General features: G+C 54.7%; 25 protein-coding genes. 17 read left to right on the top strand and 8 right to left on the bottom strand.

All coding sequences use genetic code 11. The features are described from left to right. Positions 1–25: 25 nt before the first annotated feature. From mepS to yeiP, 4 genes are all read right to left on the bottom strand, one after another. Positions 26–601 (bottom strand): bifunctional murein DD-endopeptidase/murein LD-carboxypeptidase, encoded by a 576-nt coding sequence (gene mepS / locus ACXI0A_RS15035; protein WP_224931167.1) that lies wholly within the window; start codon positions 599–601, stop codon positions 26–28. A gap of 516 nt (positions 602–1117) precedes the next feature. Continuing rightward, a complete protein-coding gene (locus ACXI0A_RS15030) occupies positions 1118–1825 on the bottom strand; it encodes a phosphatase PAP2 family protein (RefSeq protein ID WP_476147970.1) in 708 nt (235 codons plus the stop codon). Positions 1826–1870: 45 nt separating this feature from the next. Further along, on the bottom strand, positions 1871–2845 hold the full coding sequence (locus tag ACXI0A_RS15025) for a GTP-binding protein (protein ID WP_476147972.1): 975 nt from the start codon (positions 2843–2845) through the stop codon (positions 1871–1873). A 95-nt stretch (positions 2846–2940) separates the two neighbouring features. Then, positions 2941–3513, bottom strand: coding sequence for an elongation factor P-like protein YeiP (gene yeiP, locus ACXI0A_RS15020; protein ID WP_224931173.1), 573 nt, complete (start codon positions 3511–3513; stop codon positions 2941–2943). 152 nt (positions 3514–3665) lie between these two features. Here yeiP and ACXI0A_RS15015 point away from each other — a divergent pair, with 152 nt between their 5' ends. The 4 genes from ACXI0A_RS15015 (at position 3666) to fruA (ending at position 7973) form a co-directional block, all read left to right on the top strand. Next, entirely contained in the window at positions 3666–3920 is a 255-nt protein-coding gene (locus tag ACXI0A_RS15015) for a YkgJ family cysteine cluster protein (RefSeq protein ID WP_200569278.1), read from the top strand. Positions 3921–4196: 276 nt separating this feature from the next. Then, positions 4197–5327 (top strand): fused PTS fructose transporter subunit IIA/HPr protein, encoded by a 1131-nt coding sequence (gene fruB / locus ACXI0A_RS15010; protein ID WP_224931177.1) that lies wholly within the window; start codon positions 4197–4199, stop codon positions 5325–5327. Continuing rightward, positions 5324–6262: a 1-phosphofructokinase gene (gene fruK, locus ACXI0A_RS15005; RefSeq protein WP_476147974.1), complete on the top strand. Its 939-nt coding sequence runs from the start codon at positions 5324–5326 to the stop codon at positions 6260–6262. Before fruB ends, fruK begins: the two co-directional genes overlap by 4 nt. 16 nt (positions 6263–6278) lie before the next feature. Further along, on the top strand, positions 6279–7973 hold the full coding sequence (fruA, locus tag ACXI0A_RS15000; protein ID WP_476147976.1) for a PTS fructose transporter subunit IIBC: 1695 nt from the start codon (positions 6279–6281) through the stop codon (positions 7971–7973). Positions 7974–8024: 51 nt separating this feature from the next. On the opposite strand, the gene nfo is transcribed toward fruA, so the two are convergent. Next, positions 8025–8870, bottom strand: coding sequence for a deoxyribonuclease IV (nfo, locus tag ACXI0A_RS14995; protein ID WP_476147977.1), 846 nt, complete (start codon positions 8868–8870; stop codon positions 8025–8027). A 230-nt stretch (positions 8871–9100) separates the two neighbouring features. Here nfo and ACXI0A_RS14990 point away from each other — a divergent pair, with 230 nt between their 5' ends. The 6 genes from ACXI0A_RS14990 (at position 9101) to ACXI0A_RS14965 (ending at position 14555) form a co-directional block, all read left to right on the top strand. After that, positions 9101–9418: a hypothetical protein gene (locus ACXI0A_RS14990; RefSeq protein WP_224931184.1), complete on the top strand. Its 318-nt coding sequence runs from the start codon at positions 9101–9103 to the stop codon at positions 9416–9418. A gap of 120 nt (positions 9419–9538) precedes the next feature. Further along, the gene (locus ACXI0A_RS14985) at positions 9539–9916 is read left to right on the top strand and encodes a YkvA family protein (protein WP_224931186.1); all 378 of its coding nucleotides are present in this window, start codon (positions 9539–9541) and stop codon (positions 9914–9916) included. A 9-nt stretch (positions 9917–9925) separates the two neighbouring features. Beyond that, positions 9926–10792, top strand: a complete 867-nt coding sequence (yieE, locus tag ACXI0A_RS14980; protein WP_224931187.1) for a DNA-binding transcriptional regulator YeiE — start codon at positions 9926–9928, stop codon at positions 10790–10792. Between the two features lie 137 nt (positions 10793–10929). Further along, entirely contained in the window at positions 10930–12396 is a 1467-nt protein-coding gene (locus tag ACXI0A_RS14975; RefSeq protein WP_224931189.1) for an amino acid permease, read from the top strand. A gap of 291 nt (positions 12397–12687) precedes the next feature. Further along, the gene (locus ACXI0A_RS14970) at positions 12688–13767 is read left to right on the top strand and encodes an iron chelate uptake ABC transporter family permease subunit (protein WP_476147981.1); all 1080 of its coding nucleotides are present in this window, start codon (positions 12688–12690) and stop codon (positions 13765–13767) included. Continuing rightward, positions 13767–14555 (top strand): ABC transporter ATP-binding protein, encoded by a 789-nt coding sequence (locus ACXI0A_RS14965; protein ID WP_224931193.1) that lies wholly within the window; start codon positions 13767–13769, stop codon positions 14553–14555. The genes ACXI0A_RS14970 and ACXI0A_RS14965 overlap by 1 nt, the downstream gene beginning before the upstream one ends. 139 nt (positions 14556–14694) lie before the next feature. Here ACXI0A_RS14965 and fghA read toward each other — a convergent pair whose 3' ends face one another. From fghA to ptrR, 3 genes are read right to left on the bottom strand one after another with little or no spacing between them, the layout of a single operon-like run. Then, positions 14695–15537: an S-formylglutathione hydrolase gene (gene fghA, locus ACXI0A_RS14960; protein ID WP_476147982.1), complete on the bottom strand. Its 843-nt coding sequence runs from the start codon at positions 15535–15537 to the stop codon at positions 14695–14697. A gap of 12 nt (positions 15538–15549) precedes the next feature. Beyond that, positions 15550–16674, bottom strand: a complete 1125-nt coding sequence (locus tag ACXI0A_RS14955) for an S-(hydroxymethyl)glutathione dehydrogenase/class III alcohol dehydrogenase (RefSeq protein ID WP_100701046.1) — start codon at positions 16672–16674, stop codon at positions 15550–15552. A gap of 46 nt (positions 16675–16720) precedes the next feature. Continuing rightward, complete coding sequence (gene ptrR / locus ACXI0A_RS14950) at positions 16721–17632, bottom strand: putrescine utilization regulator PtrR (protein WP_476147984.1); 912 nt, start codon at positions 17630–17632, stop codon at positions 16721–16723. A 104-nt stretch (positions 17633–17736) separates the two neighbouring features. Between ptrR and ACXI0A_RS14945 the strand changes: the two genes are divergently transcribed. The 7 genes from ACXI0A_RS14945 (at position 17737) to mglC (ending at position 25940) form a co-directional block, all read left to right on the top strand. Next, the gene (locus tag ACXI0A_RS14945) at positions 17737–18867 is read left to right on the top strand and encodes a YbfB/YjiJ family MFS transporter (RefSeq protein ID WP_476147986.1); all 1131 of its coding nucleotides are present in this window, start codon (positions 17737–17739) and stop codon (positions 18865–18867) included. Positions 18868–18992: 125 nt separating this feature from the next. Then, positions 18993–19658 carry a GTP cyclohydrolase I FolE gene (folE, locus tag ACXI0A_RS14940; RefSeq protein WP_100701043.1) on the top strand — a complete coding sequence of 222 codons (666 nt, stop codon included), beginning with the start codon at positions 18993–18995 and terminating at the stop codon, positions 19656–19658. 51 nt (positions 19659–19709) lie between these two features. Further along, entirely contained in the window at positions 19710–20870 is a 1161-nt protein-coding gene (gene yeiB, locus ACXI0A_RS14935) for a DUF418 domain-containing protein YeiB (protein WP_476147987.1), read from the top strand. A 141-nt stretch (positions 20871–21011) separates the two neighbouring features. After that, positions 21012–22052: an HTH-type transcriptional regulator GalS gene (gene galS / locus ACXI0A_RS14930; RefSeq protein ID WP_224931201.1), complete on the top strand. Its 1041-nt coding sequence runs from the start codon at positions 21012–21014 to the stop codon at positions 22050–22052. Between the two features lie 272 nt (positions 22053–22324). Next, positions 22325–23320, top strand: a complete 996-nt coding sequence (gene mglB, locus ACXI0A_RS14925; protein ID WP_224931203.1) for a galactose/glucose ABC transporter substrate-binding protein MglB — start codon at positions 22325–22327, stop codon at positions 23318–23320. A 70-nt stretch (positions 23321–23390) separates the two neighbouring features. Further along, positions 23391–24911 (top strand): galactose/methyl galactoside ABC transporter ATP-binding protein MglA, encoded by a 1521-nt coding sequence (gene mglA / locus ACXI0A_RS14920; RefSeq protein WP_224931205.1) that lies wholly within the window; start codon positions 23391–23393, stop codon positions 24909–24911. 18 nt (positions 24912–24929) lie between these two features. Next, entirely contained in the window at positions 24930–25940 is a 1011-nt protein-coding gene (gene mglC / locus ACXI0A_RS14915; RefSeq protein ID WP_038645867.1) for a galactose/methyl galactoside ABC transporter permease MglC, read from the top strand. Positions 25941–26648 lie beyond the last annotated feature (708 nt).

Genomic DNA, 26648 nt, shown 5'->3' with positions numbered 1-26648 from the left:
CTGAGAGGATCTTCAAAAGGATACGTTAGCTAGGGTTTTTAGCTAAAACCCTGCGGGCTTCACGGTAACGCGTTTTCCAGTAACTGTCGTTTAAACTGGAGATCATCACACCACTGCTGGTGGACGCGTGAACAAAGTTATCGTTACCCAGATAGATGCCAACGTGTCGTCCGGTAGAACCGGCACGGAACAGCACTAAATCGCCCGGGCGCAATTTGCCGCGAGAAATCTCTTTGCCAGTATCCTGCTGTTCTGACGTTGAACGAGGTAAATCTAAACCGAACTGCTCGCGAAAGGTGCGCTGAACAAAAGCAGAACAATCAATGCCACGTTTGGTGTCACCGCCTAAGCGATAGCGAACACCTTTCCAGTCACTGTACTGTTCCATGATGCGGGACTTAATGTCCACATTCTGCACCATCTGTTCAAATTCGTCCTGAGACGCTTGAAGTAAAAAACCATTCTGGTTGTTAACTTCATGATTCTCGTTATTCGCGTTCTGACCGTTATGCGTACTGCTACATGCCGATAAGAGTGTTGCTAATGCTACTGCGGGAAGGATCCGCCTGAGGTATCTCAGTATTGGTTGAGACTTGACCATTATACGTGTGTTCCTTTGATGTCCTTACGACACAATGTCGTCAGCCAGATGACAAAACGGGTTTGAGATTAATAAGAGCAAGCGCTTAAGACAATTCCTTAATTACTAAAATGTGTTAATGAACACATTTTTGTTGCATAAGGCACCGAATTTTATGCTGCACTCTAAGTAATCGCGTTTGAGGTTAACCGATTACAGACCGCGTGGCGAGTGCTTTTATATAAATTTTCATCGCTTTTATTGATGTGAAATCAATCCGTAACACAATGGTTACTTTATCAACGATTGGTAGCGATTTAATAGCCAATAAGGCGGGTTTTCAGGTGCTAATTCCGGCGCTAAGGCTGATTTTGAGAGGCTTCTGGCTGGACAACCCAGGAAAAAGGCGATTGTTACGCGTTTTGCATCATAATGTTTTCTTTTAATAGAAAAACGTTAGTCTGCTAATAATGTATTTCTGAATTCGATAAGCGCGGATGATCGACTTTTCTGCTTATTGTCATCCGCGCTTAACAATTATGTGCGTGGCTTATATTTCCCGGGCAGGGTGCGATTGAGCCAATTGACCAGTTTGTCACTGAGTGGGGTTAATAAGCACCAGCTCAATCCCACCAGAATCACCGACATCGATCCCACCGCAATATCCGTAAACCAGTGGGAACCCGCCATGACGCGCGGCAGGGCAAACACCACCACAATCACTAAACCCACCAGAAATGCGCGGAAGCCAAAATAACGCCACATAAAGCAGGCAAAAATAATCAGCATCATGCCGTGATCGCCTGGGAAGCTATTACTGGAGGCATCTTTCGCTGGAATTCCTGTCAGTTCACTCACGCGATGCACGTTGTCAAAGAACAGCGTTGGGCTGGCGTGTTGCACAGGAATCAAATGACCCAGTTGATTGAGCACCACGGCGGTGAGCAGCATGGTAATGCCAATGGCCAGCATGCGGCGGCGGCCCTGTGGCGTTTCACGACGCCAGAACCACAAGTACAGCAGACCCATCGCCAGCAGTGATACCGCGTCAAAACCACGGTAATTGGTGATCGCCACCAGTAAAGCGAAGCCGTGGTGATCCACCATCTTATCGTTAAAGCTAAAGAAGATGGCTTTATCGATACCAAACCAGAAACCATGGTCTGGCGGCAGATACCACGAGAAGAACAGCATGAGCCCCAATGCATTCAGCAACAGGATGGTGATTAAACGAGACGCGCGCATAAAAAATAGACTCAAAAAGAAAAATAACGGGGCAACCTAACGCAGCTAATTTAAACGAATCTTCAACAAGGTTGATTGCAAAACGTTCCAGTCCACAGATTGGTGGTGGATTAGCTCAATGCGGCTGTCCGGCGGCGTGGTGGTGCGCGTTTCCATAAAGAAGTCATCTCCCTGACGATTGATATTCACCAGACCGTCTGGCGTGCGGAGAACGCCCTTGACGCGATCCACCGGTGCAAGCCGCGCCCACTCTAGCGCCGGGATGGTATCGAACACCGTATCACCATCAAAAATCCAGCCACAGGAAGCATAGCCCTGGCCTTCATTTAGTGCACGGCGCCAACGCGCGGAACCCTCAAGTTTAAGCGCCGCCAGTCCTTTTGGCCGTGACGCATGGTGATGATGGGCTGCTTCAGGAACCGCACGATCCGCCAACGCGGGCTGGCATAGCAATGTGGGATCGACTTTTCCCCACGCCGACTCGACCAGTTGGCGATCGCCCAGATTGTGCTGCTGCCATTGCTGCAAGCGCTGACGATCTTCCTCGCTCCAGCGATCGCTTTTATTAGCGACGATAATATCGGCGGCGGTCAGCTGATCGCGGAAGTTTTCATTCTCGACGACGCGCGCATCGGCTAACTGGCGCGGATCAAGCAGCGTGATGGTGGCATCAACCTGAATCCAGGGTTGATACACGGCGGCACGTAGCATATCCAGCAGTTGTTTAGGATGGCCAAGGCCGGTGGGTTCGATAATCAGACGATCGGGCTTATTTTGCTTAAGCAGCATATTGAGCCCGACCTGCAGAGGCAGGCCGTTCACGCAGCACATGCAACCGCCAGGAATTTCCTTTAGCGTGGCACCGCGATCGGCGAGCAGTGCGCCGTCGATGCCCACTTCGCCAAACTCGTTAACCAGAATCGCCCAATTCTCATTGGCCGGTTTGTGGGCTAACAGATGCAGCAGGGTGGTGGTTTTACCGCTGCCGAGAAATCCGGTGATTACATTAACGCGCGTCATTATAGGCTCCATTTACAGGCGCGCGGACAACATACCCGGCGCGCACGACGTTGTTATACTATAACAACCTTCGGCGGCCGGATAAAATCGTGCGGTTAGTCCGCGCGACTCATATAGCGGCGTTCAGCCACGTGAATGCGGATGCGGTCGCCATTACTCAGATATTCCGGCACCTGAATCGACAGGCCAGTGCTCATGCCAGCAGGTTTGGTGCGTGCGCTGGCAGACGCGCCTTTAATGCCTGGTGAAGTATCGACAATTTCCATATCCACCGTCTGTGGCAGTTCCAGCGCCAGCACCTGGCCATCCATGGTTAACACCTGAATGCCAGGCATACCGCCTTCCGGGATGAACAGCAGCTCTTCTTCAATTTGATCTTTCTTGAAGCTGTACGGCGTGTAATCTTCATCATCCATAAACACGTATTCGTCACCATCTATATAAGAGAAGGTCACGGCGCGACGGCTGAGCTGAATGGCATCGATAATATCATCACCCTTAAAGCGCTCTTCCACTTTCAGGCCGGTGCGTACATCGGTAAAACGCATCTTATAAAGGGTGGCAGCACCGCGTGCGCTCGGGCTCTGGACATCAATGTCTTTCACCAGCAACAGTTTGCCGTTCCAGGTGACAGCCATTCCTTTTTTGATTTCATTTGCCTTTGGCATGATGTGTGACTCGCTGTGAGAAGGTTAATGCGCGCCACGTTACTCGCGCGGTGAAAAACAGGCAAGTGAGGCGGTGTAAAATTGTTGAGCGCGCATGGCATTCCCGGCATCAGCCTGCTATTGTCGCGGCGAAATCCCTCAGGAGCGCATTGATGTTTTGTCGTGACCAGTGCGGTGCCTGTTGCACAGCCCCCTCAATCTCTTCCCCGATCCCCGGCATGCCCCATGGCAAACCGGCCAATACCCGCTGCGTTCAGCTTGATGACAATCAGCGCTGCAAAATTTTTGGTTCTCCGCTGCGTCCCGCAGTCTGTGCGGGTTTACAGCCCAGTGCAGAGATGTGCGGCAGCAGTCGCGAAGCTGCGATGACCTTCCTGTTACAACTCGAAGCGGATACCGCGCCTTAATTTGCTGACGCGGTGCTGAAGAATTTGCCTTATGTGACCCATGCGTTACAGCAAAAACGTCAGCCGCACAGGCCTGAAAAATCTTAAATCCAATATGAAGTGTGCGGAACATCAAAAATCTGCTACGCCGATCGCGCATTTTCTTGCCTGCTTTCTCAAGCTGTACCATATTCCCTGAAACGTTTCAGCGTTGTCATCGCGGCTCACCCCGATATGTGCAGCGTAATTTTTCGCCATTAAGCTGAAACGATTCAATTTCAGCAAGCGAGGAGAAATATGTTCCAGCTCGACGTTCAGGCCATCCATACCGGTGCCAGTGCACAGAATAAAGAAGAGGCTATCCGTCAGGTTGCCGCTGCGTTAACCGCAGCCGGTAATGTGTCGGAGGGCTACATCAACGGCATGCTGGCGCGCGAACAGCAGACCACCACCTTCCTGGGAAATGGTATTGCCATTCCGCATGGCACCACTGATACGCGCGATCTGGTGCTGAAAACCGGCGTTCAGGTGTATCAGTTCCCGCAAGGCGTGGAGTGGGGCGACGGGCAAACGGCTTATGTCGCCATCGGTATTGCGGCGAAATCAGATGAACATCTTGCGCTGCTGCGCCAGCTGACGCACGTATTGAGCGATGACAGCATCGCTGAGCAGCTGAAAACGGCATCGGCCGAAGACCTTCGCGCCATTCTGATGGGTGAAAAGCAGGCGGCTGAATTCAAATTCGATACCTCGCTGATTGCGGTTGACGTTGCAGCCAGCGATCTCATCACCCTGCAGGCGCTCAACGCGGGACGTTTACAGGCAGCGGGTGCCGTTGAAGCGGCGTTTGTGGCGGATGCGGTATCGCGCACCCCACTGAGCCTTGGTCAGGGTATCTGGCTGAGTGACAGCGCCAACGGCAACCTGAATAGCGCCATCGCCGTTAGCCGCACCGCCACGCCATTTGTGCATCAGGGCGAAAATGTGGCGCTGCTGTTGACCGTGGCAGCCACGGACGACCGTCCGCTGGAAGTGCTGGGTTATCTGAGCAATCTGCTGCTGAGCAACAAAGCTGAACGTCTGCTGAAAGCCGATGCTGCCGGCATCCTGGCGCTACTGACCAGTGAAGTGGATGAAAGCGCCGAGCAGTTAGTGGCTGAATTCACCATCCGCAACGAGCACGGACTGCACGCACGTCCGGGCACCGCGCTGGTCACCGTGATCAAACAGTTCAACAGTGACATCACCGTCACCAACCTCGATGGCAGCGGCAAACCGGCCAACGGACGCAGCCTGATGAAAGTGGTGGCGCTGGGCGTGAAGAAAGGCCATCGCCTGCGCTTTACCGCCAGCGGTGAAGATGCACAGCAGGCACTGAATGCCATCGAAGAAGCCATCAACTCTGGCCTGGGCGAGGGGGTAGCATGAGCCGCCGCGTTGCCACAATCACACTGAATCCAGCCTATGATCTGGTGGGTTACACGCCAGAAATCGAACGTGGCGAAGTCAATCTGGTGAAAACCACCGGTCTGCACGCGGCGGGTAAAGGCATCAACGTTGCCAAAGTGCTAAAAGATCTCGGCATTGACGTCACCGTAGGCGGTTTCCTGGGTAAAGAGAATCAGGACGGTTTCCAGCAGCTGTTCAGCGAACTGGGCATCGCCAACCGTTTCCAGGTGGTGCAGGGCCGTACCCGCATCAACGTTAAGCTGACGGAAAAAGACGGTGAAGTCACCGATCTGAATTTCTCTGGTTTTAATGTCACCGCGCAGGATTGGGATCGCTTCACTGCCGATTCCCTGACCTGGCTGGGACAGTTCGACATGGTGTGCGTCAGCGGCAGCCTGCCAGCGGGCGTGGCACCAGAAGCGTTCACCAAATGGATGAGCGATCTGCGCACCCTGTGCCCGTGCATCATCTTCGACAGCAGCCGTGAAGCGCTGGTGGCCGGACTGAAAGCCGCGCCGTGGCTGGTGAAGCCTAACCGTCGTGAACTGGAAATCTGGGCCGATCGCAAGCTGCCTACGCTGCAGGATGTGATTGGTGCCGCGCATGAACTGCGTGAGCAGGGCATTGCCCATGTGGTGATTTCCCTTGGTGCGGAAGGTGCACTGTGGGTCAACGCCTCTGGCGAATGGCTCGCCAAACCACCAGCCTGTGAAGTGGTCAGCACCGTAGGCGCAGGAGATTCAATGGTCGGTGGCCTGATTTACGGGCTGCTGATGCGTGAATCCAGCGAGCATACCTTGCGTCTGGCTACCGCAGTGGCTGCCATGGCGGTGAGCCAGAGCAACGTTGGTGTAACCGATCGTACCCAGTTGGCCGCGATGATGGCGCGCGTCGACTTACAACCCGTTAACTAACAGCAGGAGAGCGATAATGAAAACGCTGCTGATAAAAGATTCTTCACTGGGACTGGCATCAGGACATCTGGCTTTAGAACGTCTGCGCGCAACCGCTGCACAGGCTGGCCTGACGCTAACCGACAACGCGGCCGATGCTGAACTGGTATTGGTTGCTGGCCATGATGTGCCGAACGATGCGCAGCTGGCAGGAAAATCCGTGGCGCTGGTGGATGTGCAGCAGGCGCTGCGCGATCCGCTGGCTGCTATTAACCAGGCTAAAGCCAGTGCCAAAGTCTGGCATGCTGCTGCGGCGGTTGCTGCTCCGGCTGCCGCTCAGAGCACCGGTCAGAAACGCATTGTCGCGGTAACCGCATGCCCAACCGGCGTAGCGCACACCTTTATGGCGGCAGAAGCTATTCAGGCTGAAGCGACCAAACGCGGCTGGTGGGTGAAAGTAGAAACCCGCGGTTCTGTGGGTGCCGGCAATGCCATCACCCCAGAAGAAGTGGCGGCGGCCGATCTGGTGATCGTGGCGGCGGATATTGATGTGGACCTGGCGAAGTTCGCCGGGAAGCCGATGTACCGCACCTCAACCAGCCTGGCGCTGAAGAAAACCGCGCAGGAACTGGATAAAGCGCAGGTTGAAGCCAAAACTTATCAACCCAGCGGCAACGCGTCTGCCAGCACGCAAAGCGACAGCAAAGAGAAAGCCGGTGCTTATCGTCACCTGCTGACCGGCGTGTCTTACATGCTGCCGATGGTGGTGGCGGGTGGTTTGAGCATCGCGCTCTCCTTCGCCTTTGGTATCACCGCATTCAAAGAGCAGGGCACTTTAGCGGCTGCGTTGATGCAGATTGGTGGCGGCAGTGCCTTTGCGCTGATGGTACCAGTGCTGGCAGGCTTTATTGCCTTCTCGATTGCCGACCGTCCGGGTCTGACCCCAGGTCTGATTGGCGGTATGATTGCCTCCAGCATTAACGCCGGTTTCCTTGGCGGGATCATCGCCGGTTTCATTGCCGGTTACGCAGCGAAGATGCTGAGCAGCAAAGTCAAACTGCCGCAAAGTATGGAAGCGTTAAAACCGATTCTGATCATTCCGCTGGTGGCGAGTTTGATTACCGGTCTGCTGATGATTTACGTGGTGGGTAAACCTGTTGCAGGCATCATGAGCGGCCTGACTCACTGGCTGGCGAACATGGGCACCGCCAATGCAGTCCTGCTGGGCGCGATTCTCGGTGGCATGATGTGTACCGATATGGGGGGGCCGGTGAACAAAGTGGCGTACGCCTTTGGTGTCGGTCTGCTGAGTTCGCAAACCTATGCGCCGATGGCCGCGATCATGGCCGCCGGTATGGTGCCACCGTTAGCGATGGGTCTGGCGACAATTGTGGCACGTCGCAAGTTCAACAAAGGTCAGCAGGAAGGTGGCAAAGCGGCACTGGTGCTCGGCTTGTGCTTCATCTCTGAAGGTGCGATTCCGTTTGCGGCGCGTGACCCAATGCGTGTACTGCCTTGCTGCATCATCGGTGGTGCGGTGACGGGTGCAATCTCGATGGCGATTGGCGCGAAACTGATGGCACCGCACGGTGGTCTGTTCGTCCTGCTGATTCCAGGCGCAATCACGCCGGTGCTGGGTTACCTGATGGCGATTGTGATTGGTACCGCAGTGGCTGGCCTCGGCTACGCGATTCTGAAACGTCCGGAAGAAGAGCTGGCGAAAGCGGCGTAATCTTCACGGGATATGAAAAAGGGAGCTTCGGCTCCCTTTTTGCTGTCTGCGTTACGCCTGTTGTTCCGACTTCAACCACGCGATCTCATCTTTCCAGATATCCGGATTGATGGTTTCCAGAATCATCGGGATGCCATCAAAGCGCTTATCCTTCATCAGCCAGCTAAACACCGTCTTGCCAATGTTGCCTTCACCTAAGCTGTGGTGACGATCCACGCGGCTGCCAAGCGTGCTTTTGGCATCATTCAGGTGCATGCCGCGCAGATACTGGAAACCGACAATACGTTCAAATTCCGCAAAGGTCTCCACGCAAGCTTCTTCAGTGCGCAGATCGTAACCGCCAGCAAACGCGTGGCAGGTATCGATGCACACGCCGACGCGCGACTTATCTTCGACGTGGTCGATGATGGTGGCGAGGTGCTCAAAACGGAAGCCGAGATTGCTGCCCTGACCGGCTGTGTTTTCGATGACCGCCACCACGTTGTGCGTTTTATCCAGCGCGATATTGATCGATTCGGCGATGCGCTTCAGGCAGGCCTCTTCTTCAATCTGCTTCAGGTGGCTGCCAGGATGGAAGTTCAGCAGTGTCAGCCCCAATTGCTCGGCGCGCTGCATCTCATCAAGAAACGCCTCGCGGGATTTCTCCAGCGCATCCATCACCGGATGGCCGAGGTTAATCAGGTAGCTGTCATGCGGCAAAATCTGCGCGGAAGTGAAGTTGTATCTCTCGCAGGCGGTTTTGAAGGCATCGATCACCTCACCTGAAAGCGGGGCGGCTTTCCACTGGCGCTGATTTTTGGTGAACAGCGCAAAGGCTGTGGCTTCGAGTTCATGGGCACGGATAACTGCCTGGTCTACGCCGCCTGATGCACTGACGTGTGCGCCGATATATTTCATGCCGCTCTCCTGATTGGGCGATTGCTGCTGCAAAGCGCACATCATAGCGGATGCGTTACGCCCATGAAATGTCGCATTGCCTGCAGGGAGAAAAACGGCACGGGTAGACACTTATCTAACACGGAGAGACACCTACTAAATTTGGCAGGTGCACATTTTTTCTGGTTAACTATAGTTTAACAAATTAGAAACTTTTAACTATAACCATGAAAACAGCCTATAGAAGTACATTGGATACCGCTTTGCAGCATGAAAAATTCAACGTAATCCATAAATTAACTTTAGGTAAAACCAACGCAGTCACCCTTTTTTATAATGGAAACGGCGCAGTCGGTTTCACGCTTGCCGTGCCCGATACCGATAATTCGCTGGTCCACTTCTATCGTTATGGGGTGAATCACGGCGATCCGAAAAAATTGTACCGCTCTGAATGCCTTTACTCTCGCCGGGAAAACTTCGGCTACCAGGATTGGCTGATCCGCACCATCACCGATGAGTTCACGGCCTGTGACACAGAACTGGAAGAACTGATTGGTATGAAAGCCTGACACTCACTCCGCCGCCATTCACATGGCGGTAGCTTACCTGCGCCTATGCCTGACTGGTTTAAAAGTTAAATTGGTAATATATTGTCCATTGACCAGTATAACTAATAAGGAAGAGTCGGGATGTTTATGCGCTTGCGACGCTGGGCACGATTAATTAAACGTGATGTGCTTACGCTGTGGTTTGCCTGCCGCGATCCGCGTACCCCCTGGTGGTTTAAGTTGCTGGCATTTAGCATTGTCGCCTATGCACTCAGCCCCATCGATCTCATTCCTGATTTCATTCCCATCATCGGCTTACTCGACGACGCCATCATCGTCCCGCTGGGTGTGATCATCCTGCTGCGTTTGCTCCCGCGCGAAATTCGGATCAGCAGCGCAGAGCGGGCTGATGTACAGCGGGCACGCGGCAAGAAGATCGTCAGCTGGGCAGGATTCTTCCTGACGGTGATCGTCTGGTTAGCGGTAGTGGCTTATCTTGTGCAACGTTACGCAATGTGAGGAGGGCGCATGCATATCACGCTGCGTCAGATTGAAGTCTTTACCGAAGTGCTGAAAAGCGGTTCAACCACTCAGGCCTCGCAGGTGCTGGCACTGTCGCAGTCAGCGGTCAGTGCTGCGCTGGCCGATCTGGAAAATCAACTCGGGGTGAAACTGTTTGACCGAGTGGGCAAACGACTGGCGCTGAATGAGCATGGCCGTCTGCTGTATCCGCGTGCGGTAGGATTGCTGGAACAGGCTGGAGAGATTGAACAGCTGTTTAAAGAAGATAATGGTGCCATTCGCCTGTTCGCCAGCAGCACCATCGGCAACTATTTACTGCCAGGGATGATCGCTGCCTATCGCCGTGACTTCCCGATGCTGCCGCTTGAGCTTAGCGTCGGTAACAGCCAGGATGCGATTAACGCGGTGGCGGATTTCCGCGTGGATATCGGTCTGATTGAAGGACCGTGCCATGAGCCGGATATCGTTAGTGAAGCATGGCTGGAAGATGAGTTGGTGGTGTTTGCTGCACCGGATGCCGACATCCTGCAGCAGCCGATCACGCTGGAATCGCTGGCGGCCGCGCCCTGGATCCTGCGTGAGCGCGGTTCAGGCACGCGTGAAATTGTCGATTACCTGCTGCTCTCACACCTGCCGCAGTTTCAACTCGGCATGGAGTTAGGCAATTCCGAGGCGATCAAACATGCAGTGCGACACGGCATGGGCATCAGCTGTTTATCACGCCGGGTGATCAGCGATCTGCTGGAGGCAGGCACGCTGGTGGAAGTGGCCGTACCCTTGCCACGCCTGACGCGCACGCTGTATCGCATCCATCATCGGCAGAAGCATTTGTCGAAAGCGTTAAACCGATTTCTCTCCTACTGCCGCGAGTAATCGCGGCTGTTATGACGTGAACGGCTAATAATTTCGCGCCGATTATGAAGGTAACTAATAACCCGCCGTGAATGCTATACAGCCAGGGGTTAGCTGCTACAATCGCGCCTTATTTTTATCCAGCATAGCGTTTACACATGCATAATGACTCAAAAACAACACAACAACCTGGGCTGCGCCGTGAATTAAAAGCGCGCCATCTCACCATGATCGCCATCGGCGGTTCCATCGGCACCGGCCTGTTTGTCGCCTCAGGTGCCACCATTTCTCAGGCAGGTCCCGGCGGTGCATTACTCTCTTATGCGCTGATTGGCCTGATGGTTTATTTCCTGATGACCAGCCTGGGCGAACTGGCGGCATTTATGCCGGTCTCGGGCTCCTTCGCCACTTATGGCGCCAAATACGTTGAAGAAGGTTTCGGCTTCGCGCTGGGCTGGAACTACTGGTACAACTGGGCAGTCACCATCGCCGTCGATTTAGTGGCCTCACAGCTGGTGATGAACTACTGGTTCCCGGATACACCAGGCTGGATCTGGAGCGCGCTGTTCCTCGGCCTGATGTTCTTACTGAACTACATTTCGGTCAAAGGATTCGGTGAAGCGGAATACTGGTTCTCGCTGATCAAAGTGGTCACGGTAGTCGTCTTTATTATTGTTGGCGTGCTGATGATCGTCGGCATCATGGGCGGCGCTGAAAATGCTGGCTGGCACAACTGGACCGTGGGCGATGCACCTTTTGCCGGTGGCTTCTCCGCGATGATCGGTGTGGCGATGATTGTCGGCTTCTCCTTCCAGGGCACTGAGTTGATCGGCATCGCCGCCGGTGAGTCGCAGGATCCGGCGAAAAATATTCCACGCGCCGTGCGTCAGGTGTTCTGGCGTATTCTGCTGTTCTATATCTTCGCGATTCTGATTATCAGCCTGATTCTGCCGTACACCGATCCGAAGCTGCTGCACAACGATGTCACCGATATCGCTATCAGCCCGTTCACGCTGGTGTTCCAGAATGCCGGTTTGCTGTCGGCGGCCGCGGTGATGAATGCGGTGATCCTGACCGCCGTGTTGTCAGCGGGTAACTCAGGCATGTATGCCTCGACGCGCATGCTGTTCAATCTGGCGCGTGAAGGCAAAGCTCCGCGTATTTTTGGCAAATTGTCGAAAGGCGGCGTACCGCGTAATGCACTGATTGCCACCACCGTGGTGGCGGGGCTCTGCTTCCTCAGCTCGAAGTTCGGCAACCAGGAAGTGTATCTGTGGCTGCTGAATACCTCAGGCATGACAGGCTTTATCGCCTGGCTGGGCATTGCGATTAGCCATTATCGCTTCCGTCGCGGCTACGTGGCGCAGGGGCTTGATTTAGCGGCTCTGCCATACCGCTCTGGCTTCTTCCCGCTGGGTCCGATTTTTGCCTTCGTGCTGTGTCTGATTATCACTTTAGGGCAGAACTACCAGGCCTTCCTGGCGGATCGTATCGACTGGTATGGCGTGGCGGCAACGTACATTGGCATTCCACTGTTCCTGCTGATCTGGCTGGGTTATAAGCTGACACGCGGCTCGCGCTTCGTGAAGTACAGCGAGATGGAATTCCCGACCTTTAAAGAGTAATACCCCGTCCGGGTCGCCATTCATGGCGACCCTACAAATCCGTAGGGTGCGCATTGATGCGCACCTGGCGGATAACTGCACATTTTCGATGACGCATTGATGCGCACTAGGCCGATAACCGCTTCATTTCTATCACGTATTCATGCGCACCAAGTCCGCAACCGCATAAGTTAAATGACGCGTCTACACGCACATGCTTTTTGGGCTTTGTCATACAGATATAATTGATAATTATTATCACCTGCACTATTGTGGCTGCCGTTATGATTTCGATAAGAAACAGGTAGAACAATGCAGACCACGGATTCCGCGCTGCTGGCGGATAATAACCGCGAAGCCGATACCATGACGCGTTATCGTCAGGTATTACGTCAGCGCCTGATGCTGATTGGCGTACTGGTGCTGGCCATTCTGGCGTCAGTGATTCTTGATTTCACCCTCGGCCCGGCCGGGCTCTCCCTTGACACTCTGTGGCAAACGCTTACCCATCCCGATGCGGTAGATGCGGGCACGCGCGTGATCGTCTGGGATATCCGCTTACCTTATGCGTTGATGGCCGTGGTTGTTGGTTTCTCGCTGGGTCTCGCCGGTGCTGAGATGCAAACTATCCTCAATAACCCACTGGCAAGTCCGTTTACACTCGGCGTCTCTTCAGCAGCCGCTTTCGGCGCGGCGCTGGCGATTATTCTTGGCATCGGTATTCCCGGCGTGCCAGACCAGTGGTTTATCTCAGCGAACGCCTTTGTGTTTGCGCTGTTTGCGGCACTGATGCTGGATGGCGTGACGCGCTGGACCAAAGTGTCCACTTCTGGCGTGGTGCTGTTCGGTATTGCGCTGGTGTTCACCTTTAACGCGCTAGTCTCGATGATGCAGTTCATCGCCAGCGAAGATACGTTGCAGGGCCTGGTGTTCTGGACCATGGGCAGCCTGGCGCGAGCCTCCTGGGAGAAACTCGGTGTGTTGACCGCCGCGTTTGCCATTCTGGTGCCATTCTCAATGCTCAGCAGCTGGAAACTGACCGCGTTGCGCCTCGGCGAAGATCGTGCGGTGAGCTTCGGTATCGACGTGCGCCGTCTGCGCCTCGCCACACTGCTGCGTATCAGTATTCTCTCCGCGCTGGCAGTAGCCTTTGTTGGCCCGATTGGCTTTATTGGCCTGGTGGCGCCACATATCGCCCGTATGATGTTTGGTGAAGATCACCGCTACTATCTGCCAGCCAGTGCGTTGGTCGGTGCGCTGGTGCTGTCGCTGGCGTCCGTCGCCTCGAAAAACCTGATTCCAGGTGTGATCATACCGGTGGGCATTGTGACCTCGCTGGTCGGCGTGCCGTTCTTCCTGAGTATTATTCTGCGTCATAGGGGGACGGTGTAATGGAACAGGGATTAGGTCTCAGCCATTTCTACGCCGGTTATCCGAAGCGTAAAGTCATTGAAGATCTCAACGTGCCATTGCTGCCGCGTGGCAAGATCACCGTGCTGCTTGGCCCCAACGGCTGCGGTAAATCTACCTTGCTGCGTGCGCTGGCAGGCCTGAGCAAAGGGCAGGGCGAACTGTGGCTGAACGGCGAAGAGCTGATGTCACAGCCGTTTGCCCGCCGTGCTCAGCGCGTGGTGTATCTGCCGCAAAGTTTGCCGGCAGGCGTGCACCTGCATGTGCTGGAGTCGATCATCGTGGCGCAACGTGCGTCAGGTGGTTTGCACAGCGCATCCAGTGAAGCCGAGATCATGAACTTGCTGGAGCAGTTGGGTATCGCCCATCTGGCGATGCGCTATCTCGATCAGCTGTCGGGGGGCCAGAAACAGCTGGTGGGTCTGGCGCAATCGCTGATTCGCCGTCCGGAACTGCTGTTGCTGGATGAGCCGCTAAGTGCGCTCGATCTGAACTACCAGTTCCACGTAATGGATCTGGTGCGCCGCGAAACCCGCCTGCGCAATATTGTGACCGTGGTGGTGGTGCATGATATCAACATCGCGCTGCGTCATGCCGATCATGCGTTGATGTTGAAAGAGGGTACCTTACTGGCGGACGGCGAGCCGTCACAAGTGATTACGCCGGAAACGCTGGCGCAGGTGTATGGCGTGCGGGGTCGTATTGAGCACTGCTCACAGGGCATGCCGCAGGTAATGATCGATGGTTTAGTGGCGGAATCGCTGGTCTAAACGTCGGAAAAGACGCTGAGGTTCGACGCTAACACCGAGCCGAAGAGCCGCGGCAGGGGGCGAATTTTTAGCCGCCTGCCAGAACCATAAAGGGCGCACCTGGTGCGCCCTTTATGTCATCTACATCAACTATCCCGCTCTACACCAACAAATGCTTCGCGTGGAACCGCAGATGATCCTCGACAAAGCTGGCGATAAAGAAGTAGCTATGATCGTAACCCGGCTGGACGCGCAGCTCCAGCGGGAAACCTTGCTCACGCGCTACCGCTTCCAGACGATCCGGACGCAGCTGATCGGCGAGGAACTGATCGCTATCCCCCTGATCGATCAGAATCGGTAAGCGCTGTTCCACTTCACGCATCAGCAGGCAACTGTCCCACTCGCGCCAGGTCTGGCGATCTTCACCCAGATAGGCGGTGAAGGCTTTCTGTCCCCACGGCACTTCGGTTGGATTGACGATGGGAGCGAACGCGGATGCCGAAGCAAAACGTCCACCCTGACGCAACGCCAATATCAGCGCGCCATGGCCACCCATCGAATGACCCATTACCGACTGACGATCGCTCACTTTGAAGTTGTCCGCCAGCAGGGCCGGCAACTCCTCGCTGAGGTAATCGAACATGCGATAGTGTGCCGCCCAGGGCTGCTGCGTGGCGTTGAGGTAAAAACCTGCTCCCTGACCGAGATCGTAGCCGCTGTCGTTGGCCACTTCGTCACCGCGCGGGCTGGTGTCCGGCATAATCAGCACCAGACCCAGCTCAGCGGCAACACGCTGCGCACCGGCTTTGGTTGTGAAGTTTTCGTCGGTACAGGTCAGTCCGGCGAGAAACCACACCACCGGCGGCGGCGTGTCATCCTGCGGTGGCGGCAGGAAAATGCTGAAGGTCATCGGGCAGTTCAGCACCGCCGACTGATGACGCCAGCGCTGCTGCCAGCCGCCGAAGATACGATGTTCTTCCAGCAGTTCCAGAGTGGATGCCATAACTCCTCCTTTTTACTTGTTAAAATGCACAACCGAACGAATGGATTTCCCTTCGTGCATCAGATCAAAGGCCTCGTTAATCTCTTCCAGCGGCATGGTGTGCGTGATGAAATCATTCAGCGCGAACTTACCGTCCAGATAATCCTGCACGATGCCCGGCAGCTGGGTACGGCCTTTCACGCCACCAAATGCGGAACCGCGCCATACACGACCGGTCACTAACTGGAACGGTCGCGTGGAGATCTCTTCACCGGCACCGGCAACGCCGATAATCACTGACTCGCCCCAACCTTTGTGACAGCACTCAAGTGCGGAGCGCATCACGTTAACGTTACCGATACACTCGAAGGAGTAATCGACGCCGCCGTCGGTCAGCTCCACGATCACGTCCTGAATCGGCTTATCGTAATCTTTAGGGTTGATCAGATCGGTGGCACCCAGTTTGCGCGCCAGGTCGAATTTGCTGGTGTTCAGGTCAATACCGATGATGCGACCGGCTTTCGCCATTTTTGCGCCGATAATCGCTGACAAACCAATGCCGCCCAGACCGAAGATGGCCACGGTATCGCCTTCTTTGACTTTGGCGGTGTTCATCACTGCGCCCATACCGGTGGTCACGCCGCAGCCCAGCAGGCACACTTCTTCCAGTGGCGCTTCTTTGCTGATCACCGCCAGTGAAATTTCCGGCACCACGGTGTACTCAGAGAAAGTTGAAGTACCCATATAATGGAAGATCGGCTTGCCGTCTTTGAAGAAGCGGGTAGTGCCGTCTGGCATCAGGCCTTTACCCTGAGTGGAGCGGATCGCCTGACACAGGTTAGTTTTGCCCGACAGACAGAACTTACATTTGCCGCACTCTGGCGTATATAGGGGGATCACGTGATCGCCGACCGCCACGCTGGTCACGCCTTCGCCTACTGCTTCCACCACGCCGCCGCCTTCGTGACCGAGGATTGCAGGGAACACGCCTTCCGGATCTTTACCGGACAGGGTGTAGGCATCGGTGTGGCATACGCCGGTGGCGACGATGCGTACTAACACTTCACCTTTCTGCGGTGGCATCAGATCCACTTCTTCGATTTTCAGCGGTTCGCCCGCTGCCCAGGCAACGGCAGCGCGGGTTTTAATCATGTTCATGCAATCCCTCTTCTTCAGATGTCGTGATTTACTTAAAATTAAAAACTCACTCAGCGGTTTGCAGCGGATGCAGCAACTCATCGTTGAGTGGGCGGTCGTCAAACATTTCAATAATCAAATATTTCAGCGCTTCCACGTTGGGCGTGAAGGCGTCACGGCGCCACATCAGCCAGGTGGCGGTATCGCGGTAAGCGGGCGGCAGTGCATGTTCCTGCACGCGCGCGCGGCCGGGCATCTGCGTCAGTACCGACGCCGGAATCATCGCCACGCCCGCGCCGCCCGCCACGCACGCCACCATCGCGTGATAAGACTGAATCTCCATCACGCTTTTCGGTGAGGTCTGGCTTTCGCGATACCAGGACTCCAGTTTGCTGCGATACGAGCAGCTATTACCAAAGGCAAACAGAGTGTCATGCTGCGTGTCGCGGGCGCTGGTAATCGGGTCGTGATCGAGGCTGGTGATCAGCACCATCTCCTCGCGAAACGCGATGCAGCCGTTGAGATCGTCATGGGTGGCTGGGCCATCCACCAGCGCGGCGGCCAGTGTACCGGCGCGCACTTTATCGATGATATCGCCCGAGGTGCCGGTCACCAGCGATAGCGCCACGGTTGGAAATCGTTGATGATAGGCCGCCAGCAAACCCGGTAAACGGGTGGCCGCGGTGCTCTCCATCGAGCCGAAGGCAAAATTCCCGCCCGGTTCACCGGCGCGCGCCATGTTCAGTGCCTCATCGCTCAGGCTGAGAATACGCTGGGCATAATTGAGGAAATTGTGGCCCATTGGCGATAATCGAATACGCTGCTTCTCACGGATGAACAGATCCACACCTATCTCTTCTTCCAACTGGCGCAGACGAGTGGTGAGATTGGAGGGCACGCGATGCAGCAACTCTGCGGCGCGCGCCAGCGAACCGGTTTCGGCCACAGAACAGAACATGCGGAGTTGTACTAAGTCCATATTCTCTTTCCGTAAACAACTTGGTTAATATTATTCACTTTTCGTGAGTGTAATCGTCATGCATGCTAATGACAAGTGCTAAAAGAATCTGAACGGGAGTGGAAATGGCTTTTCGTGTCGCGCTGAGCGCGTTTTTAAGTTTAGTGGTTGCAATGGGGATTGGGCGATTTGCTTTCACCCCGCAGGTGCCACTGATGATTCAGGACCATCAGTTAACCCTCACCAGCGCCAGTCTGGTGGCGGCGCTCAACTATCTCGGCTATCTGTGCGGCTCGTTTGATGCGATGCGCGCGCACAAGCGTGTTGAATGGCGGCTGCAGGCTGGTGTATGGGGCGCGGTGATCCTGACGCTGCTGTCTGCCTGCGTCAGCGGGCCGTGGCTGCATGGTCTGATCCGCTTCGTGATCGGCGGCGCCAGCGGTTGGGCGATGGTGCTGATCGCCGCGTGGAGCAATGAGCAGCTGCTGCATCATGGGCGTCCGGGCTTGTCAGCGGCGGTGTTTGCCGGACCCGGCACCGGTATTTTCATCAGCGGCATGCTGGCGGTGGCGCTGCATGCCAGCGGTGCCAGCGCGGCACTGGGCTGGGCGGCTTATGGTTTGCTGGCACTGATCCTTATCGCAACCATTGCACGTTTTTTACCGCGCACGGGACAGTTACATCGTCCCGATCAGGCCCCCGCGCCTTTGGTACTGAACGGTGACCTGAAACGCTTAGTGCTGAGCTACAGTCTCGCCGGTTTTGGCTACATTCTGCCTGCGACCTTTTTATCGCAGATGACCGCCGCGCGTTTCCCCGACAGCGCGCTGGCACAGTTTGTCTGGCCGGTGTTTGGCGGCGCGGCGGTGATCGGCATCGTGCTCGGCATTCTGACGCGGCGCTGGGGCAGCAGCCACGTGCGGCTGGCGATCGTGCTCTGGGCGCAGGCGCTTGGTGTCATCTCCGCCATTGTCCTGCCGGGGCTGGATGGATTGTTGATGAGCGCGCTGTTAGTCGGCGGCGGATTCTTGTGCGTGGTGCAGCTGGCACTGCAATATGGCCGTGAACTGGCACCGCATCATGCGCGTTATCTGGCCGGATTGTTGACCACCGGTTATGCGGTCGGACAGTTGGGCGGACCGCTGCTTTCCTGGATTTCCAGTGTGCTGTGGCACCGTCTCGATCCCGCCTTGTGGGTGGCGGGTGGCGCGCTGATTCTGGCGGGCTTACTGGTGCTGCGCCGTTCGACACCATGAAAAGCTTTCATCTCCGATTAGATTGATTGCTGGATTACGCGCGCGTTGTGTTTCACAATACGCGCTCAGAATTTCCCCCGCAGGCGACGATCTGCGGGCGCATCACCTGCCGGAGAAAGAGTACGATGAGCACCTTAAGTCAGGAAGCCGCCCTGGTTCACGAAGCGCTGCTGGCGCGTGGCCTGGAAACGCCGTTACGCGCCCCGGTGCGCGAAATGGATGACGAAACCCGCAAGCATGAAATCGCCGGTCATATGACCCAAATCATGCAGCTGCTGAATCTGGATCTGGAAGATGACAGCCTGATGGAGACGCCACATCGCATCGCGAAGATGTATGTGGACGAGATCTTCTCAGGCCTTGATTACGCCAACTTCCCGAAAATCACCGTCATCGAAAACAAGATGAAGGTGGATGAGATGGTCACCGTGCGCGATATCACCCTGACCAGCACCTGTGAGCACCACTTCGTGATTATCGACGGTAAAGCGACCGTGGCGTATATCCCGAAAGAGAAAGTGATTGGTCTGTCGAAGATCAACCGCATCGTGCAGTTCTTTGCTCAGCGTCCACAGGTACAAGAGCGTCTGACCCAGCAAGTGCTGGTGGCGCTGCAAACCTTGCTTGGCACCAACAACGTGGCGGTGTCGATTGATGCGGTGCATTACTGCGTGAAAGCGCGTGGCGTGAAAGATGCCACCAGCGCCACCACCACCACATCACTGGGTGGCCTGTTCAAGTCCAGCCAGAATACGCGCCAGGAGTTCTTACGCGCGGTGCGCCACAGCTAGTTCTTTGGGCGGCATATTGCCGCCCGTTTTCTCTCTCCGTCAGGTCACTCGATGCAACGCTATCTTGCGCTGGATTTCATTCGTGGTTGCGCCATTCTCGGCATTCTATTGCTCAACATCGTAGGGTTTGGCTTGCCCTCTGCCGCCTATCTCAACCCGGCGTGGCAGGGCACTATCTCGCTTTCTGATGCCTGGACCTGGGCGATGATGGATGGGCTGGCGCAACTGAAATTCCTCACCCTGTTTGCGCTGTTGTTCGGTGGTGGCCTTTATCTGCAAATCTCGCGCGGCAGCCGCTGGATGTCGGCGCGCCTGACGCTGTTAGTTCTGCTGGGTTTCATGCACAGCATCTTCTTTTGGGAAGGGGATATCCTGCTGGATTACGGCCTGATTGGGCTGATTATCTGGCGGATGCTGCGTGAGGTGCCTTCGGACAAAGCTCTGCTGCAAACTGGCGTGTTGCTTTACCTGATCGGTTGCGGCGTGCTGCTGGTGTTTTGGGGCATTTCCAGCCCGGAACCTGGCCGTTCGTGGCTGCCGGGAGCCGCTGATATCGAGTATGAAAGCTACTGGAAACTGACCGGCGGCTGGGAAGCCATGCAGAACCGCCTCGATCATCTCTCATCCAGCTTGATGGCGCTCGCCGCACAATACGGTTGGCAACTGGCGGGATTGATGCTGATTGGCGCGGCGTTGATGCGCAGCGGCTGGCTGAAGGGCGAGTTTAGCGTGCAGCACTATCGTCGCTCGGCAGCGCTGCTGCTGACGATCGGCTGGCTGATTGCCATCCCCGGTATTGTGGCGCAGTGGTTGCTGGGCTGGGAATTCCGCTGGAGCGGCTTCTTGTTGCAGGTTCCGCGCGATCTCGCCAGCCCGTTTATCAGTCTTGGCTATGCGGCACTTTGCTTTGGATTCTGGCCGCAAATTGGTGCAACGCGCTTCAGCTATGCGCTGCAATGCGTTGGCCGTATGGCGCTCAGCAACTACCTGTTACAGACCCTCATCTGCACCACGCTATTCTATCGCTTCAATCTGTTCCTCAAGTTTGATCGCCTGCACCTGCTGGCGCTGGTCCCGGCTATCTGGTTGGTTAACATCCTGTTTTCTGTGCTCTGGCTGCGCTTTTTCCCGCAGGGCCCGATGGAGTGGATCTGGCGTAAGCTCACGCGTCTCGCTGCCGGCAAAACACCACCTTCCTCCCGCATCAGATAATGATGTTCATCACAAAGGTTGCAGATTTGTATGTAACCGTTTTCATCCGTGTGACGTGATTCACGCAGCTGAACAAAATGCCCTGACAAAATAGCGCCGTTACGCGCTTGTCGCGCATTTTCTCCTCTGTGGAACAGCTGCATGATAACGATTCGAGATGTCGCCCGTCAGGCCGGTGTATCAGTAGCCACCGTGTCGCGTGTGCTCAATAACAGCAGTGCAGTCACCCCTGATACCCGTGAAGCCGTACTCCAGGCGGCGGAATCACTGGGTTATCGTCCCAACGCCAACGCGCAGGCACTCGCGACCCAGGTCAGCGATACCATTGGCGTGGTGGTGATGGACGTTTCCGATCCCTTCTTTGGCGCGCTGGTAAAAGCGGTGGATACCGTCGCCCAGCGCGTGCACAAACACGTGTTAATCAGCAACTCCTGGCATCAGGAAGAGAAAGAGCGTCATGCCATTGAGGTGCTGATACGTCAACGATGTAACGCTCTGGTGGTGCACGCGAAAACGCTTTCAGACGCAGAACTAAGCCATTTTATGGACCAGGTTCCCGGTATGGTGCTGATTAACCGGACTATTCCCGGTTACGAGCATCGTTGTGTCTGCCTGGATAATGTAACGGGATCGCTGATGGCGACTCGCATGCTGTTACAACAGGGGCATCAACGCATTGGTTATCTCAGCTCCAGCCACCCGATTGAAGATGTAACGCAACGACGTGAAGGTTGGCTGCAGGCCCTGTCAGAGCAGGGCATCCGCCCGCAGGAGTCCTGGATTGCGCACGGTGAACCGGACATGCAGGGCGGCGAAGCCGCAATGGTTGAGTTACTGGGCCGTAACCTGCATTTAACCGCCATCTTCTCCTACTGCGATGGCATGGCCGCCGGTGCGCTGACTGCATTGAAAGACAACGGCATTCAGGTACCGCAGCATTTCTCTGTGGTCGGCTTTGATGACATTCCTATCTCGCGTTACACCGATCCGCAATTAACGACTGTACGCTATCCCATTGTTTCCATGGCAAAATTAGCCACTGAGCTGGCCCTGAAAGGCGCGGCGGGAGAGCTTGATCCTGAATCCTCACACTGCTTTATGCCGACCCTGGTGCGCCGCCATTCCGTTGCTCAGCGGCAAACTGTGGAGTCGGTCACTAATTCAGGCGATAGCGCTGTGTAACCGTTTCCAATCTGTGATTACATTCACAGTTAATTAACATGGCGCTCACTATGATGGCAGCGTCTTACCGGACTGAAACATCATGTAACGCCGGGTTCTCCTTCTCCCGTCAGGTTTCAGTAGCCGATTGAAATAGTTCACAACACTCTTCAGGAAGCGTTTACGTACAGGGAAGTCAGGATTGCGATGGTGAATGAGTTTGAACCGACTGCGCTGGTTGCCCGCAGGCAGCACAGCGCGATGATATGCCCTACATAAAAACCGGAGATACCATGAATAAGAAGGTTTTCACGCTCACAGCACTGGTTGCCAGCATGATGTTTGGTGCAACTGCGCACGCCGCCGATACCCGCATTGGCGTGACAATTTATAAATACGACGACAACTTTATGTCTATGGTTCGCAAGGACATCGACAGCGAAGCCAAAAAACTGGGCGGCATTCAGCTGCTGATGAATGACTCGCAGAACAGCCAGTCTACCCAGAATGACCAGATTGACGTACTGATGGCCAAAGGCGTGAAAGCGCTGGCGATCAACCTGGTTGACCCTGCTGCTGCGGCAGTAGTGATCGACAAAGCAAAAGCCAATGACGTGCCAGTGGTGTTCTTCAACAAAGAGCCGAACGCCAAAGTGCTGGCCAGCTACCCGAAAGCCTACTACGTGGGCACCGACTCTAAAGAGTCAGGCATCATTCAGGCGAAGCTGATTGAGAAGCACTGGAAAGCCACTCCAGCCTGGGATCTGAACAAAGATGGTCAGATTCAGTTTGCCCTGCTGAAAGGCGAGCCAGGCCACCCGGATGCGGAAGCGCGTACCAAATACGTGATCGAAACCCTGAACACCGATGGCATGAAAACTCAGCAGTTGGCGATGGACACTGCAATGTGGGATACCGCTCAGGCAAAAGACAAAGTGGATGCCTGGCTGTCTGGCCCGAACGGCAACAAAATCGAAGTGATCATTGCCAATAACGATGCGATGGCAATGGGTGCGGTTGAAGCGCTGAAAGCCCACAACAAAACCAGCATTCCGGTGTTTGGTGTGGATGCGCTGCCAGAAGCGCTGTCGCTGGTGAAATCCGGTGCGATGGCCGGTACCGTGCTGAACGATGCGGAAAACCAGGCGAAAGCCACCATTGATATCGCGAAGAACCTGGCCGATGGCAAAGAGCCAACAGCCGGTACTAACTTCAAAATGGAAAACAAAATCGTACGTGTTCCTTACGTGCCAGTAGATAAAGAAAACCTGTCTCAGTTTGTGAAGTAATACGTACCGGGCGCGGCAGTACGCCGCGCCTTATTGCATCTGCCCCACGTTTTATTTAGCCAGGTAAATTATGGCCAGTGAGAATCCGACCGCACAGCGTGAATATCTGCTGGAGATGACGAATGTCTCGAAATCATTTCCAGGGGTGAAAGCCTTAGATAATGTGAATTTGAAAGTGCGGCCGCACTCAGTCCATGCCTTAATGGGCGAAAACGGCGCCGGAAAATCCACATTATTAAAATGCCTGTTTGGCATTTATAAAAAAGATACGGGGAGCATCCTGTTTCAGGGTGAAGAGATTGATTACAAGAGCTCCAAAGAAGCGCTGGAAAATGGCGTTTCGATGGTGCATCAGGAATTAAACCTGGTATTACAGCGCAACGTAATGGATAACATGTGGCTTGGCCGTTATCCACGTAAAGGCGTGTTTGTCGATCAGGATAAAATGTATCGCGATACCAAAGCGATCTTTGACGAATTAGATATTGATATCGATCCGCGCGATAAAGTGGCCAATCTGTCTGTTTCGCAAATGCAGATGATTGAAATTGCCAAGGCATTCTCCTATGACGCGAAAATCGTCATCATGGATGAGCCAACCTCGTCGCTGACCGAGAAAGAAGTAAATCACCTGTTCACCATTATCCGTAAGCTGAAAGATCGTGGCTGCGGCATTGTGTATATCTCGCACAAGATGGAAGAGATTTTCCAGCTGTGTGATGAGATTACTATTTTACGTGACGGACAGTGGATCGCCACCCAGCCGCTGGAAGGGCTGGACATGGATAAGATCATCTCGATGATGGTTGGCCGTTCATTGAATCAGCGCTTCCCCGACAAGACCAACGTGCCGGGCGAAACCATTCTTGAGGTGCGCCATTTAACCTCGTTGCGTCAGCCGTCGATTCGCGATATCTCATTCGACCTGCGCAAAGGCGAGATCCTGGGCGTAGCGGGGCTGGTGGGCGCAAAACGTACTGACATCGTTGAGACGCTGTTTGGTATTCGCGAGAAATCAGGCGGCACCATTAAGCTGCACGGTAAAGCGATCAATAACCACAGCGCCAATGAAGCCATTAACCACGGTTTTGCGCTGGTGACGGAAGAGCGTCGTTCAACCGGTATTTATGCTTATCTGGATATTGGATTTAACTCACTCATTTCCAATATCAAGAAGTATAAATCCAGCATCGGCTTGCTTGACAATAAACGTATGAAAAGCGACACCCAATGGGTGATCGATTCGATGCGCGTGAAAACACCGGGTCATCATACGCAAATTGGTTCGCTTTCCGGTGGTAACCAGCAGAAAGTTATTATTGGTCGCTGGTTATTAACGCAGCCAGAAATATTGATGCTGGATGAACCGACGCGCGGCATTGACGTCGGTGCTAAGTTCGAAATTTATCAGCTGATTTCTGAGCTGGCGAAGAAAGAGAAGGGCATCATTATTATCTCTTCTGAAATGCCAGAATTGCTGGGAATTACCGATCGTATTTTAGTGATGAGTAATGGCCTGGTAGCGGGCATTGTCGAGACCAAAACGACCTCGCAGAATGAAATCCTGCGTTTAGCGTCATTACACCTTTAATGAAGCAAGGGCTTTAACATGAAAGCGACTACTAAAAAGAATGCGCTAACCTGGTTAAAAGAGGGCGGCATTTACGTTGTCCTGTTGGTACTGCTGGCAATTATTATTTTCCAGGACCCGACGTTTTTAAGTTTGATGAACCTGAGTAACATTCTGACCCAGTCTTCGGTGCGTATTATTATTGCACTGGGCGTGGCCGGATTGATCGTAACACAAGGTACAGACCTGTCAGCAGGGCGTCAGGTTGGTCTGGCAGCAGTGGTTGCGGCTACCTTGCTGCAATCCATGGATAACGCCAACAAGGTGTTCCCACATCTGGATACCGTGCCGATTCCACTGGTCATTCTGACCGTGTGCATCATCGGTGGCGTGATTGGTCTGGTGAACGGCGTCATCATCGCTTACCTGAAAGTGACTCCGTTTATTACCACGTTGGGCACCATGATTATCGTTTACGGCATTAACTCGCTGTATTACGACTTTGTTGGCGCATCACCGGTGGCTGGTTTTGACTCCGGCTTCTCTACTTTCGCTCAGGGCTTCCTGCGCTTCGGTGATTTTAAGCTGTCGTTCATCACCTTCTACGCGTTCATTGCCATCATATTCGTGTGGATTCTGTGGAATAAAACACGCTTCGGTAAGAACATTTTCGCTATCGGCGGTAACCCTGAAGCCGCACGTGTTTCAGGCGTTAACGTGCCGCTGAACCTGATTCTGGTGTATGCGCTGTCAGGTGTGTTTTACGCCTTCGGCGGGATGCTGGAAGCGGGCCGTATCGGTAGTGCTACCAACAACCTCGGCTTTATGTATGAGTTGGATGCGATTGCGGCCTGTGTGGTAGGCGGCGTGTCGTTTGCCGGTGGTGTGGGTACAGTAGCGGGCGTAGTAACCGGTGTGATTATCTTCACCGTCATCAACTACGGTCTGACCTATATCGGCGTGAACCCTTACTGGCAGTACATTATCAAGGGCGGCATCATTATCTTCGCCGTTGCACTGGATTCACTGAAGTACGCACGTAAAAAATAAGACTTAGCACACAGCAAAACATCACTGCAAAAGGCTGCCATTTTATGAATGGTAGCCTTTTTTATTTGCGCTAACTGCAAACTGCAAACTGCAAACTGCGAAGGGCTAAGGGCTAAGGGCTAAGGGCTAAGGGCTAAGGGCGAAGGGCGAAGGGCGAAGGGCGAAGGGCGAAGGGCGAAGGGCGGGTGCGGTGCGGGCCCTAGCCCCTCTGCTGCTGCCGGGCAGTCCTCGCGCCGCTAACGCGGTGCCTTCGGCTTCCACGTCGTGCCTACGGATCGTTCGGGGATCGACCATCCCTGGTCGGCCCCGAACTGATCCACGCATCCCTGCGTGGATCTCCTGGCCCAACGTAAAAGCCTCAGCGCTGTGGATAGCCCTTACAGCAGCAGAGGGGCTATGGCCCCAAACGTTGTGCCCGTTTGCTGAACAGATGCTCGGCTTCATCATTTGGTTTTTGCAGAAGCAAAAAGAAAGGGAATAAACACTGTGCCTGCCTTAGATCAAATGCTCGTTATTTGAGCATAGCCCTTGCAGCCGAGCGGCCAAGGCCTGAAGTTGCGTGCCCTTTTTTAATAGCACGCAATAAAGTTTAGGAGCAGGCTGGTGTCGCTTTGGGGGCAGGCATTTCGCAGCGCTGAACAGAGTGAGGATGCCAGGATAGCCCGCAGGGATGCGGGCGAAAGGCGGGGCGGCACATGGATGTGCCAT

The sequence above is a fragment of the Pantoea sp. C1E2 genome (assembly GCF_056491465.1).
This window is presented reverse-complemented; position numbering and strand designations above follow the sequence as displayed.

What these genes read in the sequence shown, in the direction of transcription:
- mepS (WP_224931167.1), bottom strand. Translation starts at nt 601, where the DNA reads ATGGTCAAGTCTCAACCAATACTGAGATACCTCAGGCGGATCCTTCCC.
- ACXI0A_RS15030 (WP_476147970.1), bottom strand. Translation starts at nt 1,825, where the DNA reads ATGCGCGCGTCTCGTTTAATCACCATCCTGTTGCTGAATGCATTGGGG.
- ACXI0A_RS15025 (WP_476147972.1), bottom strand. Translation starts at nt 2,845, where the DNA reads ATGACGCGCGTTAATGTAATCACCGGATTTCTCGGCAGCGGTAAAACC.
- yeiP (WP_224931173.1), bottom strand. Translation starts at nt 3,513, where the DNA reads ATGCCAAAGGCAAATGAAATCAAAAAAGGAATGGCTGTCACCTGGAAC.
- ACXI0A_RS15015 (WP_200569278.1), top strand. Translation starts at nt 3,666, where the DNA reads ATGTTTTGTCGTGACCAGTGCGGTGCCTGTTGCACAGCCCCCTCAATC.
- fruB (WP_224931177.1), top strand. Translation starts at nt 4,197, where the DNA reads ATGTTCCAGCTCGACGTTCAGGCCATCCATACCGGTGCCAGTGCACAG.
- fruK (WP_476147974.1), top strand. Translation starts at nt 5,324, where the DNA reads ATGAGCCGCCGCGTTGCCACAATCACACTGAATCCAGCCTATGATCTG.
- fruA (WP_476147976.1), top strand. Translation starts at nt 6,279, where the DNA reads ATGAAAACGCTGCTGATAAAAGATTCTTCACTGGGACTGGCATCAGGA.
- nfo (WP_476147977.1), bottom strand. Translation starts at nt 8,870, where the DNA reads ATGAAATATATCGGCGCACACGTCAGTGCATCAGGCGGCGTAGACCAG.
- ACXI0A_RS14985 (WP_224931186.1), top strand. Translation starts at nt 9,539, where the DNA reads ATGTTTATGCGCTTGCGACGCTGGGCACGATTAATTAAACGTGATGTG.
- yieE (WP_224931187.1), top strand. Translation starts at nt 9,926, where the DNA reads ATGCATATCACGCTGCGTCAGATTGAAGTCTTTACCGAAGTGCTGAAA.
- ACXI0A_RS14975 (WP_224931189.1), top strand. Translation starts at nt 10,930, where the DNA reads ATGCATAATGACTCAAAAACAACACAACAACCTGGGCTGCGCCGTGAA.
- ACXI0A_RS14970 (WP_476147981.1), top strand. Translation starts at nt 12,688, where the DNA reads ATGCAGACCACGGATTCCGCGCTGCTGGCGGATAATAACCGCGAAGCC.
- ACXI0A_RS14965 (WP_224931193.1), top strand. Translation starts at nt 13,767, where the DNA reads ATGGAACAGGGATTAGGTCTCAGCCATTTCTACGCCGGTTATCCGAAG.
- fghA (WP_476147982.1), bottom strand. Translation starts at nt 15,537, where the DNA reads ATGGCATCCACTCTGGAACTGCTGGAAGAACATCGTATCTTCGGCGGC.
- ACXI0A_RS14955 (WP_100701046.1), bottom strand. Translation starts at nt 16,674, where the DNA reads ATGAACATGATTAAAACCCGCGCTGCCGTTGCCTGGGCAGCGGGCGAA.
- ptrR (WP_476147984.1), bottom strand. Translation starts at nt 17,632, where the DNA reads ATGGACTTAGTACAACTCCGCATGTTCTGTTCTGTGGCCGAAACCGGT.
- ACXI0A_RS14945 (WP_476147986.1), top strand. Translation starts at nt 17,737, where the DNA reads ATGGCTTTTCGTGTCGCGCTGAGCGCGTTTTTAAGTTTAGTGGTTGCA.
- folE (WP_100701043.1), top strand. Translation starts at nt 18,993, where the DNA reads ATGAGCACCTTAAGTCAGGAAGCCGCCCTGGTTCACGAAGCGCTGCTG.
- yeiB (WP_476147987.1), top strand. Translation starts at nt 19,710, where the DNA reads ATGCAACGCTATCTTGCGCTGGATTTCATTCGTGGTTGCGCCATTCTC.
- galS (WP_224931201.1), top strand. Translation starts at nt 21,012, where the DNA reads ATGATAACGATTCGAGATGTCGCCCGTCAGGCCGGTGTATCAGTAGCC.
- mglB (WP_224931203.1), top strand. Translation starts at nt 22,325, where the DNA reads ATGAATAAGAAGGTTTTCACGCTCACAGCACTGGTTGCCAGCATGATG.
- mglA (WP_224931205.1), top strand. Translation starts at nt 23,391, where the DNA reads ATGGCCAGTGAGAATCCGACCGCACAGCGTGAATATCTGCTGGAGATG.
- mglC (WP_038645867.1), top strand. Translation starts at nt 24,930, where the DNA reads ATGAAAGCGACTACTAAAAAGAATGCGCTAACCTGGTTAAAAGAGGGC.